Here is a 15,875-nt window from a genome sequence, read left to right as displayed (position 1 = left end):
TTCAATTTATTTCAGTAAGCGAATAACATCTGTCATATCAGCATCCCAAATACCTGCCGTAGCCTGCTGCCGAACTTTAGGTTTGGCATCAAACGCAATACCCAGCCCTGCTGCCGACATCATCTTAAGGTCATTGGCACCATCGCCAATTGCCCAGCCGCGCTCAATATCAATACCAAGCGTATGGCATAACTCCAGTAGGGTTTCTCGTTTTTTCTCGGCATCCACAATAGTGCCAATGAGCCCCCCCGTGAGTACACCATCTCGCGCTTCTAATTGATTGGCGCGAGCAAAATCAAATGCCAAATCCTGCTTTAAACGCTCAACAAAAGGAACAAATCCACCAGACACAATAGCCAGATAAATATTGTTCTGTTTTGCTATTTTGACCAACTCTTTCAAGCCTTTTGTGAGGGGCAATGCATCAGCTAGTTCATCAATAGCACTTACAGGTAAACCTTTTAATAAAGCTACGCGCTTACGTAAACTTTGTTCAAAGTCCAGCTCACCTCGCATGGCAGACTCAGTAATACTGGCAACCTGTTCGAACAAGCCATGACGTCGAGCAAGCTCATCAATACACTCCATCTGAATCAATGTGGAGTCCATATCAAACAACATCAGAGCTGGCTTATGTGATGCTTTTCGAGCCGTCATAGTCTGGACACAATAATTGATGGGCAACTCAGACAGCCAGGTAGATAACGACGAGTTAAATGCAGCATCTTCGCCCTCATAGGCAATATACAACTCGATAAATTGTTGCGCTTCGTCAACCTGCTCGATAAATACCTGTGTTGCACTTAATAAAGTTAATTGTTGAAAGAGTGCGACTTCTAGCGCTTCGTCACAGGGCCATATTCGTAAAACACTCCGCCAGCCAGGTACTTGCGAGAACTGCTCAATAGCAGGAGACAAGCCTCTTAAATCGATAGTTTGGTGTTGATTTAACGAAGAAAGCAATCGAGCGGTCATATATAGCCATGTGATACAGAGTTGAATGATAAAGCAGTTTACCGCAACAGACTGTATTGCTCCAGCAGTTAAAAAAACGCATAATCAATCCTAAATACCTTTAACGATTCTTGCTTAATGAGCCAACCTCAGCCCCATCCATCGCCGTCATTTTTTAAGCCATTTTTTGCCTACCTGCTCTTATCAGGCATTGTTTTCATTTGTGGCTGGCTGTGGCTGACACAACAAATGGAGTCCATACTCAATCAACGTGTTTCTGAGTTTGGGCAAACTATGACGCGATTTGCAGCCGATGCCAGCTCAGAGTCACTAGTGGCAGAAGACAAACTCTTCTTGCAGGGCTTAGTCGACAGCATTGCTCAATCTGACTTTATAGCAGAAGCCTCTGTCTTTCGACTGGATGGACAACTGCTGGCACGCTCAAAAACAACCGCAGAATCACCAACGACAGAGGATGCTCCTGAACCAACTCAATCCAGTGAAAGCTCAGATGAGCTGCGAACCCTGTTAACGGGCTACTTGCCTAGTTTTAATTCCTCTCAAGTCCCTTTTATGGAAAATATTTATTGGGAAAAAACTCATTCGGGCTGGTTTCGTGTCACGCTTAATCGCCAGTTTATGGAGCAACAATTGCGCGACAGAAGCTACCACATCACCCGCATGACATTGCTTGGCTTTGGCATTACTTCATTACTTGTATTAATCATCGCAATACATGGTCACTACAAACGACGCAAAGCTTATACGCAACCAACTAAAGTCGAGCAAGTCGTCGCAGACAAAACATCGACGCCCCCCACTTCAAGCCTTGCCGAAGCTGCACAAAAAATAAAACAAAGCCCAGAAGCCATCGATCCAGATCTGCACTTTAAACCACCTCGGCTTCCAGCTAAGTCACTGCAACCTCCGACGCTGCAAGAACGATCCAGCAGCCTGCTTATATTGCGACTGGGTGGATTTGAAAATGATAACCAGACTTTACAAGAACAACTGCAGGAACAGGATCACTGGTATCAACTACTCAGCCAATTGAGTTCAATGCACGGATACACGCTAATACAACAAAGCCGAGAAGAATTTACTGTGTTGCTCCCTCAGCAAGACGTCCCCGCATCACTGCACTTTGCACTCACTCTGCAACACATTGTGTTGCGTTATCATCGCCACAACAAAACCTCTCAGGTGAATGTTCGAGGCCGATTGACACAGGGCCAATATACCCTCATTCAACGCAGTGGCTTACTCGCCGGTGACGTTATCACTCAAACACTGCAAGAACTGAGTCATCAAACCATTGACGAATTAAGCGTGGGGGTCGAGTTAGAAACGGCTGTTAAAGAATATCTGGTCGATGCTGATAGCATCGACAGCGACAACAGTCTGCCACTCACCAATAACGAACAGCGTGTCGCTTTAGACAATACAGAATGGTCGCTGGTAGAGCGTCAAAGTTATACTCTGTTCAATCAATTTTGGGGAGAGACTTCAACCACCGATGAGTGAGGTTGTTTCGGAGCCCGCTCAGTTTGCTTGAATGTTTCGATTGTAACGCACAGGACCTAAGGAATACTGCCCAACATATAAGTTACGGCATCTTCCAGATCTTCCAGATCAAACTCACTCAATCCCAAAAAGCCTAACACAGCCGCTTTTATGTTATCCCACTCGTATTCCTTGGTTTGCCCGCCAAGACGCTGGCTTAGTTTGACCATGTGCTCAGCAATTTTAAGAATACTGACTAACGTTTTTAATTGTGGATTTTCCACCGAGGTGTCATCCAGCAGGCGCTCCACGGAATGGTGATTTTTTACCGCATCGGAAATAAGCCGGGGCAGCTTCCAGACTCTTGTTAATCGATACCCCGCTGCTGCGTGGTGCATACCAATATTCTTAAATTCTTCTCGAGTAATTCCGCCGTCTTCTCGAGCATAAGAAGCCTCAACAATCTTCATATAGTTTGCTTCTTTTTGCGCGATGATTGGCATTCCCGAATTATGAAATAAACCTAAGGTATAGGCTTCATCAGCCATTCCCAGATTCAGCTGCCGACACACCGCAGACGACACAATGGCCGTCGCTGACGAAGACTCCCAAAAAGTATCCATATTAATAGAGCTTTCGTTGGTGGTTAGAGATTGTTTGAGCAACATAGCCTTTATCAGGTTTAACACTCTTTCTATACCCAACATCACCACAGCATGATTGATAGATGCAATACGCTGATTGAGGGCAAAATAGGGTGAATTAACAGTTTTTAATACCGCAGCACTCACTCCAGGATCGGCACTGATTTTTTCTGCAATGGCATCCAGATCGGCCCCTACCATGCGGATCTCATCAATGATTTTCGGCTGCGGCGGAATATAAATTCCTTTAAGAATGTCTTCGTTGTCCACGATCAATCTTCATATCATTAGTCATTCATTAATAATAGAAGCTAATCGGGAGTTTTTCCTGAACAGGAATAGAGAGAAAACAACCGTTTGCCAGAAGAAAGAAAGCAACAAACGGTTGATTTTGAAAGGTTATTTTGACTCGATCGTCAATTTGGTGACGTTCTGGAATCCGCGCGGCAGTTTGTTACCACGACGTCCACGCTCACCACGATAATGCTCCAGGTCCTTCAACTTAAGACGCAGATGACGCTTACCAGAATGAACAATCAGCTCGTCTTTTTCAGACATGACGGCAATATCAACGACAAACTCTTCGCGGCTCTGCAAACGTGATGCGGGAATACTGATGATCTTGTTGCCCTTACCTTTTGATAGACAAGGTAAATCTCTGATGGGGAACGCAAGCAAACGGCCTTCGTTGCTCACCGACACACACAGTTGCTCAGCGTAATCCATCACCGGTTTTGGCTGCAATACATTGGCACCAGACGGCAAGTTAAGCAACGCTTTACCGTTTTTGTTTCGGGTGACCATGTCTTCGTATTTCACAACAAAGCCATAACCGGCATCGGAGGTAATCAGATATTGCTCTTCTCCCGCTCCCATCAAGGTTGATACAAAAGTCGCTCCTGCTATCGGATTAAATCGCCCCGTTAGAGGCTCACCCTGACCTCGAGCAGATGGCAAGGTGTGGGCCAGCAGCGAGAAGCTGCGACCCGTAGAATCTAAAAACACAACGTTTTGATTGCTCTTACCCAGAGCTTTGGCAAAGAAGGCATCGCCGGCTTTATAACTGAGCTTTTCGGCATCGACTTCGTGACCTTTTGCACTACGAACCCAGCCTTTTTCTGACAGCACAACCGTTACCGATTCAGACGGCATTAAATCACTTTGCGTTAAGGCTTTGGCCTCGCCACGTTCGACTAACGGTGAACGACGCTCATCACCATACTCTTTTGCCGCTTCTTTGATTTCTTTCTTTAACAACGTTTTCATGCGACGCTCAGAGCCTAACGTTTTTTCTAACAACTCACGCTCTTTTTCTAGCTCATCCTGCTCACCGCGGATCTTCATTTCTTCCAGTTTGGCGAGATGGCGAAGTTTTAAGTCCAGTATCGCTTCGGCTTGACGATCGCTGATACCAAAACGTTCCATCAAAACAGGTTTAGGTTTGTCTTCGTTACGAATAATAGCAATCACTTCGTCGATGTTTAAAAACGCGACAAGCAAACCTTCTAAAATATGTAAACGATCGAGAACTTTATCTAAACGGAACTGCAAACGCTTACGTACGACTTCCGTTCTAAAAACCAACCACTCAGATAAGAATGGAACCAGACCTTTTACCTGCGGACGGCCATCAATGCCAATCACATTCATGTTAACGCGGTAATTCTTTTCTAGATCCGTTGTCGCAAACAGGTGATTCATCAGAGCTTCAAGATCCACCCGATTCGAACGGGGTACAATCACAAAACGCGTCGGTGTTTCGTGATCCGATTCATCACGCAGGTCACTCACCATTGGCAATTTCTTGGCCTGCATTTGTTGCGCAATTTGTTCCAAAATTTTAGTGCCAGAGACCTGATGCGGTAAGGCGTTAACAACCACCTCACCATCTTCTATGGTATAAGCCGCACGCATCTTAATAGAGCCTTTGCCCGTTTTATAAATTTTATGGATGTCGGCTTTTGGCGTAATAATTTCGGCTTCTGTGGGGTAATCTGGAGCCTGGATAAATTGGGCGATATCATCTAGCTCAGCTTTTGGATTTTCGATCAGATGAACACACGCATCGGCCACTTCTCGCAAATTGTGTGGCGGCACATCGGTCGCCATACCAACAGCGATCCCAGTGGTTCCATTAAGCAATAAGTTAGGCAATCGAGCGGGCAATACTTTGGGCTCAACCATAGTGCCATCAAAGTTAGGCTGCCAGTCAACGGTGCCCTGCCCAAGTTCAGACAATAATACTTCAGAATATTTAGCTAGACGCGATTCGGTATAACGCATAGCGGCGAAGGATTTAGGGTCGTCGGGCGATCCCCAGTTACCCTGCCCATCAACCAAAGGATAACGGTAAGAGAAAGGCTGTGCCATAAGTACCATGGCTTCATAACAAGCCGAGTCACCATGAGGATGAAACTTACCAAGAACATCCCCTACCGTTCTAGCTGACTTTTTGTATTTTGCTGACGCTTTTAGGCCCAGCTCACTCATTGCATATACGATACGTCTTTGAACTGGTTTTAAGCCATCACCAATGTGCGGCAGCGCCCGATCCATGATGACGTACATGGAATAATTCAAATACGCTTTTTCGGTAAACTCAGCCAGGGATTGACGTTCGACGCCTTCAAAACTTAAATCCATGCCTACTCTCTATTGATTATGGTTAGTAACTGAGCAGCTTATATAATAAGCTCACTGGATAATTTACTTTATACCCATAGCATTTGTAAGCTTCATAAGAATGATGATTAAGATGCTTTTTGGTGAGCTATTGCTGCAAATAGTCGATATTAAGTTGAACCTAGTATCAAACATTTCTGCCACCAATTCCAGAGCGAAATCGCATCTCGGAAGATTCAAACAGACCAAGCATGCTTCCCTTTTAAAAAATGTCTAATATTCGAACAACCCAGTCTTCACTATGATTAAAATCTACTCAAAGAAGCCCAATAGCTAAGATTCATCGGTAAACGTTTCCAATATAAAATCGATAAAACACCTGACTTTTGCAGACATGTGTTTACGGCTGGGGTACACCAGAAAGATATCGATGACGGGCCGCTTATAATCAGGAAACAGCTCAACAAGCTGCCCTGTTTGTAGTTCATCTTCCAGATTGAACAATGGCAGTCGAGTGATGCCAGCACCCTCTACACACAAAGACAATTCCAGCTCGGGGCTATTGGTAATCACCTGGCAGTTCAGAGAAACATTCATATCTGGCTCTGTTGCATGCTCAAAGGTCCATACGTTAGGCTGACTCAGGTTACTGTAGCTGATTACCTTGTGCTCACGCAGCTCCTCAGGGTGTTTCGGGGTACCAAACTTTTTCAGATATTTAGGTGCCGCAAGAACGACCCCTTGAGATTTCATAAAGCGCCGACATATCAAGCTGGAATCTTCGAGCTGCCCCGAAGCCCGGATAGCCAGATCAAAGCCCTCCGCCACCATATCCACCTTACGATCATTGAGATCGAGCTCAAGCTGAACCTGTGGATATTGTTCAATAAACTGCGCTAACACAGGGCGCAAACGAGATAGTCCAAAACTGACGGGACATGTCAGCCTTAAAGTGCCTTTTGGCTCTAGTTGGCGTCCGCCAAGTGCTTGTTCGGCGAGCTCTGCTTCCTGAACAATATGCTCACACTGACGAAAATACAGCTCACCCTCAGGAGTCAGGCTCAAAGAGCGCGTGGTTCTATGTAAAAGTCTGACGCCCAGTCTCGCTTCTAGCTTATTGATTTCTTTGCTTATAAAAGACGTAGAATGGCCGCTGTCTTGCGCCGCTTTGGTAAAGCTACCGCTTCTAACGACACTGACAAAGGTCACCATTCCACTTAAGAGATCAGTCGCTAACATGCTTTCTCCACTGTTATAGATACAGCCAACAGTAGCACTAATTAGCAGTCATTTGGAAACAATCTATAAACAATAGCCTTATTAATCACTTATTGAATATCAATTATAGTATTTCCCATATTCTTAATTACCGCATAAGAGCCAATTTTCATGAACGATATCAAACGCATCAATCACATCGGGCTACGAGTCAATAACTTTGAAGTGGCAAGAGACTTTTACGCGCAGCTAGGGTTTCGCTATGTTATCGGCCCAATAGGTCCAGAGCCTGTCGCCATCGTTGAGCACTCAAGCGGTATCAATATCAATTTCATCCTAAACGGAAATCAAACAGAGAACCTCAATGTATTGATGGACACTGAGTAAAAACATACGGGATACACCCACGTCGCGTTAGAAATTTCTGACTCAGAACAGGTTCTTCAACATCTGAAAAACCTAGGTATCCCACTCAGCGGAGGTCCTATGACACATCCCTACGGCATTTCTTTCTTTATTCGCGATCCCGATAACAATGTCATTGAGTTTACCGAGGTTCGAGCCTCAAGCGATATCGCATAACTTCTTCTATTATTGAATTCAGCCATTTTAAAAAGAGAAACCATAATGAAACTATTAGCTTTTGCAGCCAGCAGCAGTCGCCAATCCATCAACAAACAACTGGTCACCTACGCCACTCAGCAACTGAGTAATGTGGACGTAGAGATGCTGGATCTCAATGACTATGAAATGCCTCTGTACAGCATTGATAAAGAACAAGAACAGGGCATCCCAGACCACGCCCACCGATTCTACAAAAAGATTGGCGAAGCCGATGCCTTGTTAATTTCTTTTGCCGAACATAATGCTTCATACACCGCAGCTTTTAAAAACCTGTATGACTGGACTTCACGCATTGATGCCAAGGTTTATCAAAACAAACCCATGGTCATGCTCGCCACCTCTCCCGGACCTGGAGGAGCTAAAAACGTATTGGCAACCGCCACTACCTCAGCTCCTTATTTTGGCGGAGAGTTAAAAGGATCTCTTTCTATTGCCAGCTTTTTTGATCACTTTGATGTAGAGAAGCAGGAGCTTAGAAATGAAGAGAAGAAGCAAGAGTTAATGAATGTGTTAAATTCATTGATGAGATAGAAATGAATCAAATACAGCAGGCGAGGGAAAACTTGTAACTTCGTATTTGAAAAAACAATAGCAGAACCTTGTTTAATAAAAATAAATAAGGCCTCAACCATATGAGGCCTTACTAAAAAAATCGCAGCCTATTATCCCATATTAAATTCCATAGAAAATAACTGACAGCGCTTTTTATCCTCAGATGTTGGAGCAAACTTCGATTCTAATATATTCAGTACAGCGGCTTTTTCGAATACGTTGTGAGGGTTAGAGTAAAGAACTCGAACGTCAGAAACGCTCCCCTCTTTGTTGATCTCGAACTCCATAGTCACCATCCCTTCAATACCTTCGAGTGCTGCTTTTTTAGGATAACGGGGAGCTGGCGAAGTGCTAATAGGAACAAGAGTGTTCTGTTCCTCTGACCCGGCAACAGGTTTTCCATATTTATCCAGCTCAAATCCACATTGAGATTCTACCCATTGAGTAGAAATGGGCTTATTCTCTGTTAAATAACTTGGCTCTGTTGTTGCACATCCGACTAACAAGGCACTAATTACCATCGTAGTTACTAGATTCCAATGCTTACTCATTTTTTCTTTCCTTTTTACCTAAGAATTCTATGGGTAACTCCGTACCCTAATAATTTCATGTATTAAACAAAAAGCCTCATTACTTAGTGAGGCTTTTTTACATTCCGCAATATATTATAACTCAACCATGTTACCTTTCGACTCTAACCACTCTTTGCGATCAGAAGAACGTTTTTTTGCTAATAACATATCCATAATCTGATGAGTTTGCTCTGGGTCATCAACAGTCAATTGAACCAGTCGACGAGTGTCGCGTGCCATGGTTGTTTCGCGCAACTGCAAGGGGTTCATTTCGCCTAATCCTTTAAAGCGTTGCACATTCACTTTACCGCGTTTTTTCTCAGCTTCGATACGATCCAGAATGCCTTGCTTTTCATCTTCATCAAGTGCGTAAAAAACTTCTTTGCCTAAATCAATACGATAAAGCGGTGGCATTGCCACATAAACATGTCCTGCTTCAACCAAGGCTCTAAAGTGCTGCACAAAGAGCGCACATAACAAAGTCGCAATGTGCAAACCGTCAGAGTCCGCATCAGCCAAGATACAAATTTTTCCATAGCGAAGTTTGGACAAGTCATCAGAGTTAGGATCTAATCCGACAGCCACAGAAATATCATGCACTTCCTGCGAGGCAAGAATATCAAGACCATCAACTTCCCAGGTGTTCAGAATTTTTCCACGCAGTGGCATGACCGCCTGATACTCTTTATCGCGGGCTTGCTTGGCACTACCGCCCGCCGAGTCGCCCTCTACCAAAAATAATTCTGCGTTTAATGGTTCTTGTCCAAGACAATCCGCTAACTTACCTGGTAACGCAGGACCTGATGTTACTTTTTTGCGCGCTACTTTTTTTCCGGCACGCATACGTTTGTGCGCGTTACTGATGGCTAACTCGGCCAACTGTACACCTAAGTCAGCGTGTTGGTTTAACCACAAGCTGAAAGAATCTTTAACTACACCGGATACAAAAGCGGCGCATTGTCGCGACGATAGACGCTCTTTGGTTTGCCCAGAAAATTGCGGATCCTCTAACTTAACCGACAACACATAGCTTAAACGTTCCCAGATATCTTCCGGTGTTAATTTAACACCACGGGGCAGCAAATTACGAAACTCACAGAATTCACGCATGGCTTCAAGTAACCCCGTACGTAAACCATTAACGTGTGTTCCACCTAAAGGAGTGGGAATCAAATTCACGTAACTTTCTGCAAGCATTTCGCCACCTTCTGGTAGCCAGTGCAATGCCCAATCCACTGCTTCGGATTGGCTACTAAAACTTCCTAAAAAGGGCTCTTCGGGTAACGCCTCAAAACCTTTACTCGACGCCATCAAGTAATCATTCAGGCCATTTTCAAAATACCAGACCGTTTCTTCGTCGTTGACTTTGTCCTGAAGTTTTACTTTTAAACCGGGACATAAAACGGCTTTCGCTTTGAGCAAATGTTTTAAACGAGGTACCGAAAACTTTGCTGAGTCAAAATACTGCGCATCCGGCCAAAACTTTACCGTTGTTCCGGTATTGCGCTTGCCGACTTCACCCACCTGAGTCAAGTCGCTAACCTTATCACCGTTCTCAAAAGCAATTTCGTATTCTTTGCCGTCGCGCTTTACACGCACTTCCACACGACTGGATAAGGCATTAACAACACTGATCCCAACCCCGTGTAAGCCGCCAGAAAACTGATAGTTCTTATTAGAAAATTTGCCGCCTGCATGAAGCTTGGTGAGAATAAGCTCTACCCCTGGCATTTTTTCTTCAGGATGAATATCAACGGGCATACCACGGCCATCATCGACCACTTCCATGGCGCCATCTTTCTGCAAAATAACAGTAATCGATGAACAATGCCCAGCAAGCGCCTCGTCAACACTGTTATCAATGACTTCCTGCCCAAGATGATTGGGACGGGCAGTATCCGTATACATCCCTGGACGCTTTTTAACCGGTTCAAGACCGTTTAGCACCTCAATAGCATCAGCGGTATAAGTTTGACTCATTGCACCTTACATCAACAGCAAAAGAAATAATGCTCCTAATGTTGGCGATTTCGCTGGCGGATGGCAAGAGGAATCCAGCAAAAAAGCACCTTAGCGCTTACTTTTTATTCAAATCTAAGAAAGTTACTCAAAAGGTGTTTACACAATAATCAAATTCGAGATATCAAAAGCCTCAACCATAAGAAAACACAGAAATCATCGCTAAAAAACCACTAGGAACAAACGGAGATAAGATGCTAATTACTGAGTAAACCGCCCAGATTGCTATCAAGCCAGCACAGGGTTATTGTCAATGGGCTCAAGGTCAAGGCGGAAGCGCGCAGTTTACGACCAGTAAAGTAAACAATTTCAACGCAGAGATTTAGCTGAGTTATAGAGTAAGTAATTAAGGTTGCTGCCAGTGGGCCCAAGGTCAAGGCGGAAGCGCACAGTTTACAACCTGTAAATGAGCACTTCCAACGCAGAGATTGGGTTTTAGTTATTAAATTAGCAGTGCTAGGTTGCTATCAATCAATGGGCTCAAGATCAAGGCGGAAGCGCGCAGTTTACAACCAGCAAAGTAAACAATTTCAACGCAGAGATTTAGCTGAGTTATAGAGTAAGTAAGGTTGCTGCCAGTGGGCTCAAGGTCAAGGCGGAAGCGCGCAGTTTACAACCGGTAAATGAGCACTTCCAACGCAGAGATTGGGCCCACTGGTAGTAAGCAGGGCTAGCTAATAGCCTTTGATAGTGTAATCGACGGTATACTCCAACTCATCCACCCGATGCACCCAGCTTTCTATGCGGCCATCGTTGTAGAGGTTCAGATAACGATAGCCGGGGCTTTCTTGACCAGCGGCGAAATCTTCGGATTCGCGAGCAAACTGAACACAGGTTGAAGGTGTTGCGATGAGCTGAATATCGTTTTGGGTATCTTCAAAATCTTGGTGGACATGTCCCCAGATCACACTGGTTTTCTGTTCGTGTTGGGCCAGTATTTCGAAGAGTTCGTCTGCGTTTCTAAGGCCCAGCTTATCGAGCCAGCTGCTACCAACGTTGACGGGTTGATGATGCAGAACAACCATGAGGTGTCGCTCAGGAAACTCTTTTAATGCGTTAGAAAGAAACTCCAACTCGGTGGCAGCGAGGTTGCCGTAGACTTTTCCTTTGACAACGGAATTGAGCAAAACAATTTGCCAATGGGGAGTCAGAATTCTCTTATGAGGTAATACATTTTGCCCGACCAGAGTGTGCTCCATGAGATCGGCATCATCATGATTGCCGGGAACCCAAAAGCATGGATAGTTAAGCTGGTGGAATTTATCTAACAGGTATTGATAAGCAGGTTCGGAGGCATCTTGTGATAGATCACCAGTGGCGAGCAACAGGTCAGGTGCAATTTCTTCTTTTTGAATGCGAGCGAGAATGGCTTCAAAGCTAACACGGGTGCTTAACCCCAGCAGTTTACCTTCTGGCTCAGCAAAAATATGGGGATCGGTAACTTGCACAATGCGCAAGCACTCTGTACTCATTGGATTCAATTGCTTAGCCATGGCCGTTACCTGACTCATACGACTCCTTTATATCAGCCTTGTTGTGGGACAGATTTCAATCCGCAGCCTTGTTGAAAACAAAACTTCAGACATTCGTTGAGCAATCGGTTACGCTGATACTTGTCGTCTGGATGAGACATTTTTTGGTTAGGGTAATCGTGATTTGCTTTTGGCGCATGATTACGATTATTTTCCAATACCTCAGCCAAGCAGGCATCATGATACAAACGCACCGATAATAAAATGGGCTCGACCCAATCACTACCATGGGCTTTCAATTTAAGCGACAAGGTGGTGGTATAGCGAGTTTGCTCTGTTACGTGAATGTGACACACACTTGAGTCAAACTCAATAGACAGTGACGACTCGTCGCGAAGCAGATTCATTAGGCGCAACATAAGCGCATAATTCATCTCACACTGAGACATGTAGCTTGCTAGATCAGGCACATACTTTTTCAATGGCTCATACCTTAGTCACTTATTGTGTAGATATACCCGTCGCCTTTCAAGGTGCAGCGATGTTGGCTGCGCGCACTCACCCCAATCACTTAGTGCGTCTAAGTTCAGGGGATTCGCTTGCTGGCCGCCTACCTGCACCTTGAAATACTTTGGGTATAACCTCGCAATACTGACACTTTGATTAAGATAAAAGTTCAGCAAGTTGGTGATAACCATCGTCGCTACAACTCGTGAAAAGCAACAACGGCCAGCCCAAATGGATTAACTCACAGTATCTTATAACAGTTTAACTGCAACTCAAGTTATCGCAATACATCAGCCATAACACACTGTCAGCTTTGTGCACTAATTACTTTTTTAGCACTAAACGTTGATGATTGATATACAACCATTGTATGGCTATGAGTGTCATGGCATTGTCTATTTTACCATTTTCGAGCCAACTGAAAACGTCTGAAAAAGAAACAACATGCACCTTAATGTCTTCACTTTCAGTTTCTAGCCCGCCATAAGCACTAACCTGAGTACTGTCTATAGTCCCCCAAAATAAATGCATCTTTTCATCACTCCCACCGGGGCTGGTCCAGTACTCATACATTGGCTCTAAGGTCAAAGGCGCACAGCCAGCTTCTTCAATGGCTTCTCGGCTCACAACCTCGGCTGGTAACTCACCAGGCTCAATAATTCCAGCGACTAATTCAATTAGCCAGGGCCTTTGCGCACCTGCAGCCATCGCACCGCAGCGAAACTGCTCAACCAAAACAACCTTCTGCAAAGCAACATCAATCAGTAGAATTCCCGCAGCGGCCCCTCGCAAAAACACCTCGCGCTGTATCATTTTGCTCATCCCTCCAGCAAAGAGTTGATGCTGGAGTTGAAACCGACTAACCTCAAAAAAGCCTTTAAAAACAGATTGTTTTGCGGTGATTTTTACTGGCATACTGGCATCTGTTGCCATATCCCTCTATCCTTTTTATGACACTATTTAGGGCGAATATAACGGCATAACTCAAAACGAACAAGGCAAAGGCCTTTATGTGCATACATTTTGCGGGACGGATGACATGAACAAAGAAAAAGCACGTTTCAATATGGTTGAGCAACAAATACGTCCGTGGCAGGTGTCAGATCCCGCGATTCTCAATCTTATGGCAACGCTGCCACGAGAATTCTTTGTTCCCGAAGCCTATCGCTCTATGGCTTTTGCCGACCTTGCTATTCCATTGCCCCATAAACAACAGATGTTTGTTCCCAGAGAGGAAGCTCGGTTATTGCAATCTCTGGAGCTAACAGCCAATGACACGATTCTAGAAGTGGGTACAGGCACTGGTTTTTTGACGGCTTTACTTGCCAGTTTAGGGAAAAAAGTATTCAGTCTCGATCTCTTCCCCGAATTTATCACAGAGGCAGAGAAAAAACTGAAACAAATGAGTATCACTAATGTAGAACTCGAAGCCGCCGACGCTGCTCAAGGATGGCCTCATCATGCTCCCTATGATGTGATAGTAGTCACCGCATCTATTGAAATGCCCCCGAAAACCTTTTTAAAGCAACTGGCCAACGGCGGACGCCTGTTTACTATCGAAGGCGAGCAAGACTCGATGGTTGCCTGTCGCTACCTCAAAACCAACGACAAAGTCAGCAAATCTTACCTTTTCGAAACCCATTCACCCCGCTTGCGTAACGCCGAAAAACCAAAAGCCTTTGTGTTTTAAATACATTTAATTTTACAATTGGACAAACATGTAACGTCTTCAATGACGTAATTTATGCTGTGGCTATGATAAGAACGGATAAATTTATCCTTGTTTATCAAAAAAACGACACAATTAACAAGGTTTTGGGAACATTAATCTCGGAGAAAACATTGAAAACGAAATCAAAATGGCTAACCGCCACAGGGTTCTTATTGTCGACAGTTATGTCTCCTTTGTACGCAGACACCAGTTTGCTGCAAATTTATCAACAGGCCCTGACTAATGACCCAACGATTCTGGCTAGCGCCAGCGGCCTTCAGGCAACAGAAGAACGTGTAAACCAAAGTTTTGCTGATTTGTTGCCAAGCTTGAGTGGTTCAGCTTCTTACGGCACAACTCGTAATATGATTGCCCCAAAAGATGAAGGGAAAGGACGAAGCGTTGGCTTAACTCTATCACAAGTGATATACAGCCATGGTGTGTGGAAAGGTCTCGATATCTCAAAAAAACAGGCTATCCGAGCGGGCTACGATCACGAAGCCACAAAACAATCGCTAATCATCCGTACCTCACAAGCTTATTTTAATGTACTAGCCGCACAAGATAGTCTGACTTTCTCTCAAGCAGAGAAAAAAGCCATTGGCCAAGAATTAGAGCAAACCAATCAAAAACATGAAGTGGGCCTGATTGCGGTAACCGATGTACATGAAGCGCAGGCCCGTTATGACCAGGCCATTGCAGATGAAATCGCTGCTCAAAATACTCTAGACAATGCCATCGAAGCTCTGCGCGAAATCACTGGCGAATATCACACCTCTTTAAAGAAATTGAAAGAAAGCTTTGAGCTTCGCCCACCAACGCCTAATGACGTTGAAAGCTGGATGAAAGAATCAGAAAAAAACAATCTGAATCTTCGCGCTCGTACTATCGATAAAGATGTTGCACACGAAACCATCAAGTTACGTTTTAGTGGTCACCTACCAACGCTTTCTCTCGATGGAAGTTATTCAAAAAGTACTGATACGGACTTTCGGATAGGCAACTCTGAAAGAGAGTCCTCAAGTTTAGGGTTATCACTGAATATCCCTATCTATAAGGGCGGAGCGACTCAATCGACAGTCAAAGAAGCTCAACACCTGTATCAACAAGCCGTTCATAATATGGAAGGTGCACACCGTTCAGCGATTAGCCAAACTCGAAGTGCTTACTTAGGTGTCTTATCATCCATAAGTTCTGTTAGAGCTTTGTCGCAGTCAGCTATTTCTAGCGAAAGTGCATTAAAAGCGACTCAAGCTGGTTTTGAGGTAGGAACACGAACCATTGTAGACGTATTACTAAGCACCAGAACACTCTATAGTGCCAAACGCGCATTAGCTCGTGCCCGTTACGACTACATCCTAAACACCTTACGTTTGAAGCAAGCGGCAGGCACTCTGACAGAAAAAGATCTACAGTCAGTTAACCGCTTATTAGAAGATAACTAGGTTTTCTAAAACAATATGAGTATCCAGCTGGC

At 44.5% G+C, this 15,875-nt stretch carries 15 protein-coding genes and 1 pseudogene; 7 read left to right on the top strand and 9 right to left on the bottom strand.

Annotated elements, in window-relative coordinates; translation table 11 throughout:
* Positions 1-6: 6 nt before the first annotated feature.
* Complete coding sequence (gene serB / locus NH399_RS24330; protein ID WP_253043981.1) at positions 7-975, bottom strand: phosphoserine phosphatase SerB; 969 nt, start codon at positions 973-975, stop codon at positions 7-9.
* A 117-nt stretch (positions 976-1,092) separates the two neighbouring features.
* Here serB and NH399_RS24325 point away from each other — a divergent pair, with 117 nt between their 5' ends.
* Positions 1,093-2,478: a hypothetical protein gene (locus NH399_RS24325; RefSeq protein ID WP_253043979.1), complete on the top strand. Its 1,386-nt coding sequence runs from the start codon at positions 1,093-1,095 to the stop codon at positions 2,476-2,478.
* Positions 2,479-2,534: 56 nt separating this feature from the next.
* Here NH399_RS24325 and NH399_RS24320 read toward each other — a convergent pair whose 3' ends face one another.
* The 3 genes from NH399_RS24320 to NH399_RS24310 all read right to left on the bottom strand — a co-directional run bounded on the left by NH399_RS24320 (position 2,535) and on the right by NH399_RS24310 (position 6,962).
* Positions 2,535-3,371, bottom strand: coding sequence for an HDOD domain-containing protein (locus NH399_RS24320; protein ID WP_253043978.1), 837 nt, complete (start codon positions 3,369-3,371; stop codon positions 2,535-2,537).
* Positions 3,372-3,500: 129 nt separating this feature from the next.
* A complete protein-coding gene (gene parC / locus NH399_RS24315; protein ID WP_253043976.1) occupies positions 3,501-5,744 on the bottom strand; it encodes a DNA topoisomerase IV subunit A in 2,244 nt (747 codons plus the stop codon).
* A gap of 312 nt (positions 5,745-6,056) precedes the next feature.
* A complete protein-coding gene (locus tag NH399_RS24310) occupies positions 6,057-6,962 on the bottom strand; it encodes a LysR family transcriptional regulator (RefSeq protein WP_253043975.1) in 906 nt (301 codons plus the stop codon).
* Positions 6,963-7,112: 150 nt separating this feature from the next.
* On the opposite strand from NH399_RS24310, the gene NH399_RS24305 reads away from it, so the two are divergent.
* The 3 genes and pseudogenes from NH399_RS24305 (at position 7,113) to NH399_RS24295 (ending at position 8,096) form a co-directional block, all read left to right on the top strand.
* Positions 7,113-7,328, top strand: a complete 216-nt coding sequence (locus tag NH399_RS24305; protein ID WP_253043973.1) for a VOC family protein — start codon at positions 7,113-7,115, stop codon at positions 7,326-7,328.
* 21 nt (positions 7,329-7,349) lie between these two features.
* Positions 7,350-7,523 (top strand): annotated as a pseudogene (locus NH399_RS24300) (VOC family protein); the annotation flags it as partial.
* A gap of 45 nt (positions 7,524-7,568) precedes the next feature.
* A complete protein-coding gene (locus tag NH399_RS24295) occupies positions 7,569-8,096 on the top strand; it encodes an NADPH-dependent FMN reductase (RefSeq protein WP_253043972.1) in 528 nt (175 codons plus the stop codon).
* Positions 8,097-8,227: 131 nt separating this feature from the next.
* Here the strand turns inward: NH399_RS24295 and NH399_RS24290 are convergent, their stop codons facing one another.
* The 4 genes from NH399_RS24290 to NH399_RS24275 form a co-directional block, all read right to left on the bottom strand.
* Complete coding sequence (locus NH399_RS24290) at positions 8,228-8,668, bottom strand: energy transducer TonB (protein ID WP_253043970.1); 441 nt, start codon at positions 8,666-8,668, stop codon at positions 8,228-8,230.
* A gap of 114 nt (positions 8,669-8,782) precedes the next feature.
* Positions 8,783-10,669 (bottom strand): DNA topoisomerase IV subunit B, encoded by a 1,887-nt coding sequence (gene parE, locus NH399_RS24285; RefSeq protein WP_253043968.1) that lies wholly within the window; start codon positions 10,667-10,669, stop codon positions 8,783-8,785.
* 713 nt (positions 10,670-11,382) lie between these two features.
* A complete protein-coding gene (cpdA, locus tag NH399_RS24280) occupies positions 11,383-12,219 on the bottom strand; it encodes a 3',5'-cyclic-AMP phosphodiesterase (RefSeq protein ID WP_253043966.1) in 837 nt (278 codons plus the stop codon).
* A 14-nt stretch (positions 12,220-12,233) separates the two neighbouring features.
* Entirely contained in the window at positions 12,234-12,662 is a 429-nt protein-coding gene (locus NH399_RS24275; protein WP_253043964.1) for a DUF1249 domain-containing protein, read from the bottom strand.
* On the opposite strand from NH399_RS24275, the gene NH399_RS24270 reads away from it, so the two are divergent.
* On the top strand, positions 12,662-12,805 hold the full coding sequence (locus tag NH399_RS24270; protein ID WP_253043962.1) for a hypothetical protein: 144 nt from the start codon (positions 12,662-12,664) through the stop codon (positions 12,803-12,805). The two genes, NH399_RS24275 and NH399_RS24270, sit on opposite strands and share 1 nt — an antisense overlap.
* Positions 12,806-13,011: 206 nt before the next feature.
* On the opposite strand, the gene NH399_RS24265 is transcribed toward NH399_RS24270, so the two are convergent.
* The gene (locus NH399_RS24265) at positions 13,012-13,620 is read right to left on the bottom strand and encodes an NUDIX domain-containing protein (RefSeq protein ID WP_253043961.1); all 609 of its coding nucleotides are present in this window, start codon (positions 13,618-13,620) and stop codon (positions 13,012-13,014) included.
* Positions 13,621-13,726: 106 nt separating this feature from the next.
* Here NH399_RS24265 and NH399_RS24260 point away from each other — a divergent pair, with 106 nt between their 5' ends.
* Complete coding sequence (locus tag NH399_RS24260) at positions 13,727-14,377, top strand: protein-L-isoaspartate O-methyltransferase (protein ID WP_253043959.1); 651 nt, start codon at positions 13,727-13,729, stop codon at positions 14,375-14,377.
* A gap of 152 nt (positions 14,378-14,529) precedes the next feature.
* Positions 14,530-15,843 (top strand): TolC family outer membrane protein, encoded by a 1,314-nt coding sequence (locus NH399_RS24255; RefSeq protein WP_253043957.1) that lies wholly within the window; start codon positions 14,530-14,532, stop codon positions 15,841-15,843.
* The last annotated feature ends 32 nt before the right edge of the window (positions 15,844-15,875 follow it).

It is taken from the genome of Pleionea sp. CnH1-48, from assembly GCF_024124665.1.
Taxonomy (GTDB): Bacteria; Pseudomonadota; Gammaproteobacteria; order Enterobacterales; family Kangiellaceae; genus JAMXSB01.
Note: the sequence above shows the minus strand (reverse complement) of the source record. Positions and strands in the feature narration are given on the sequence as shown.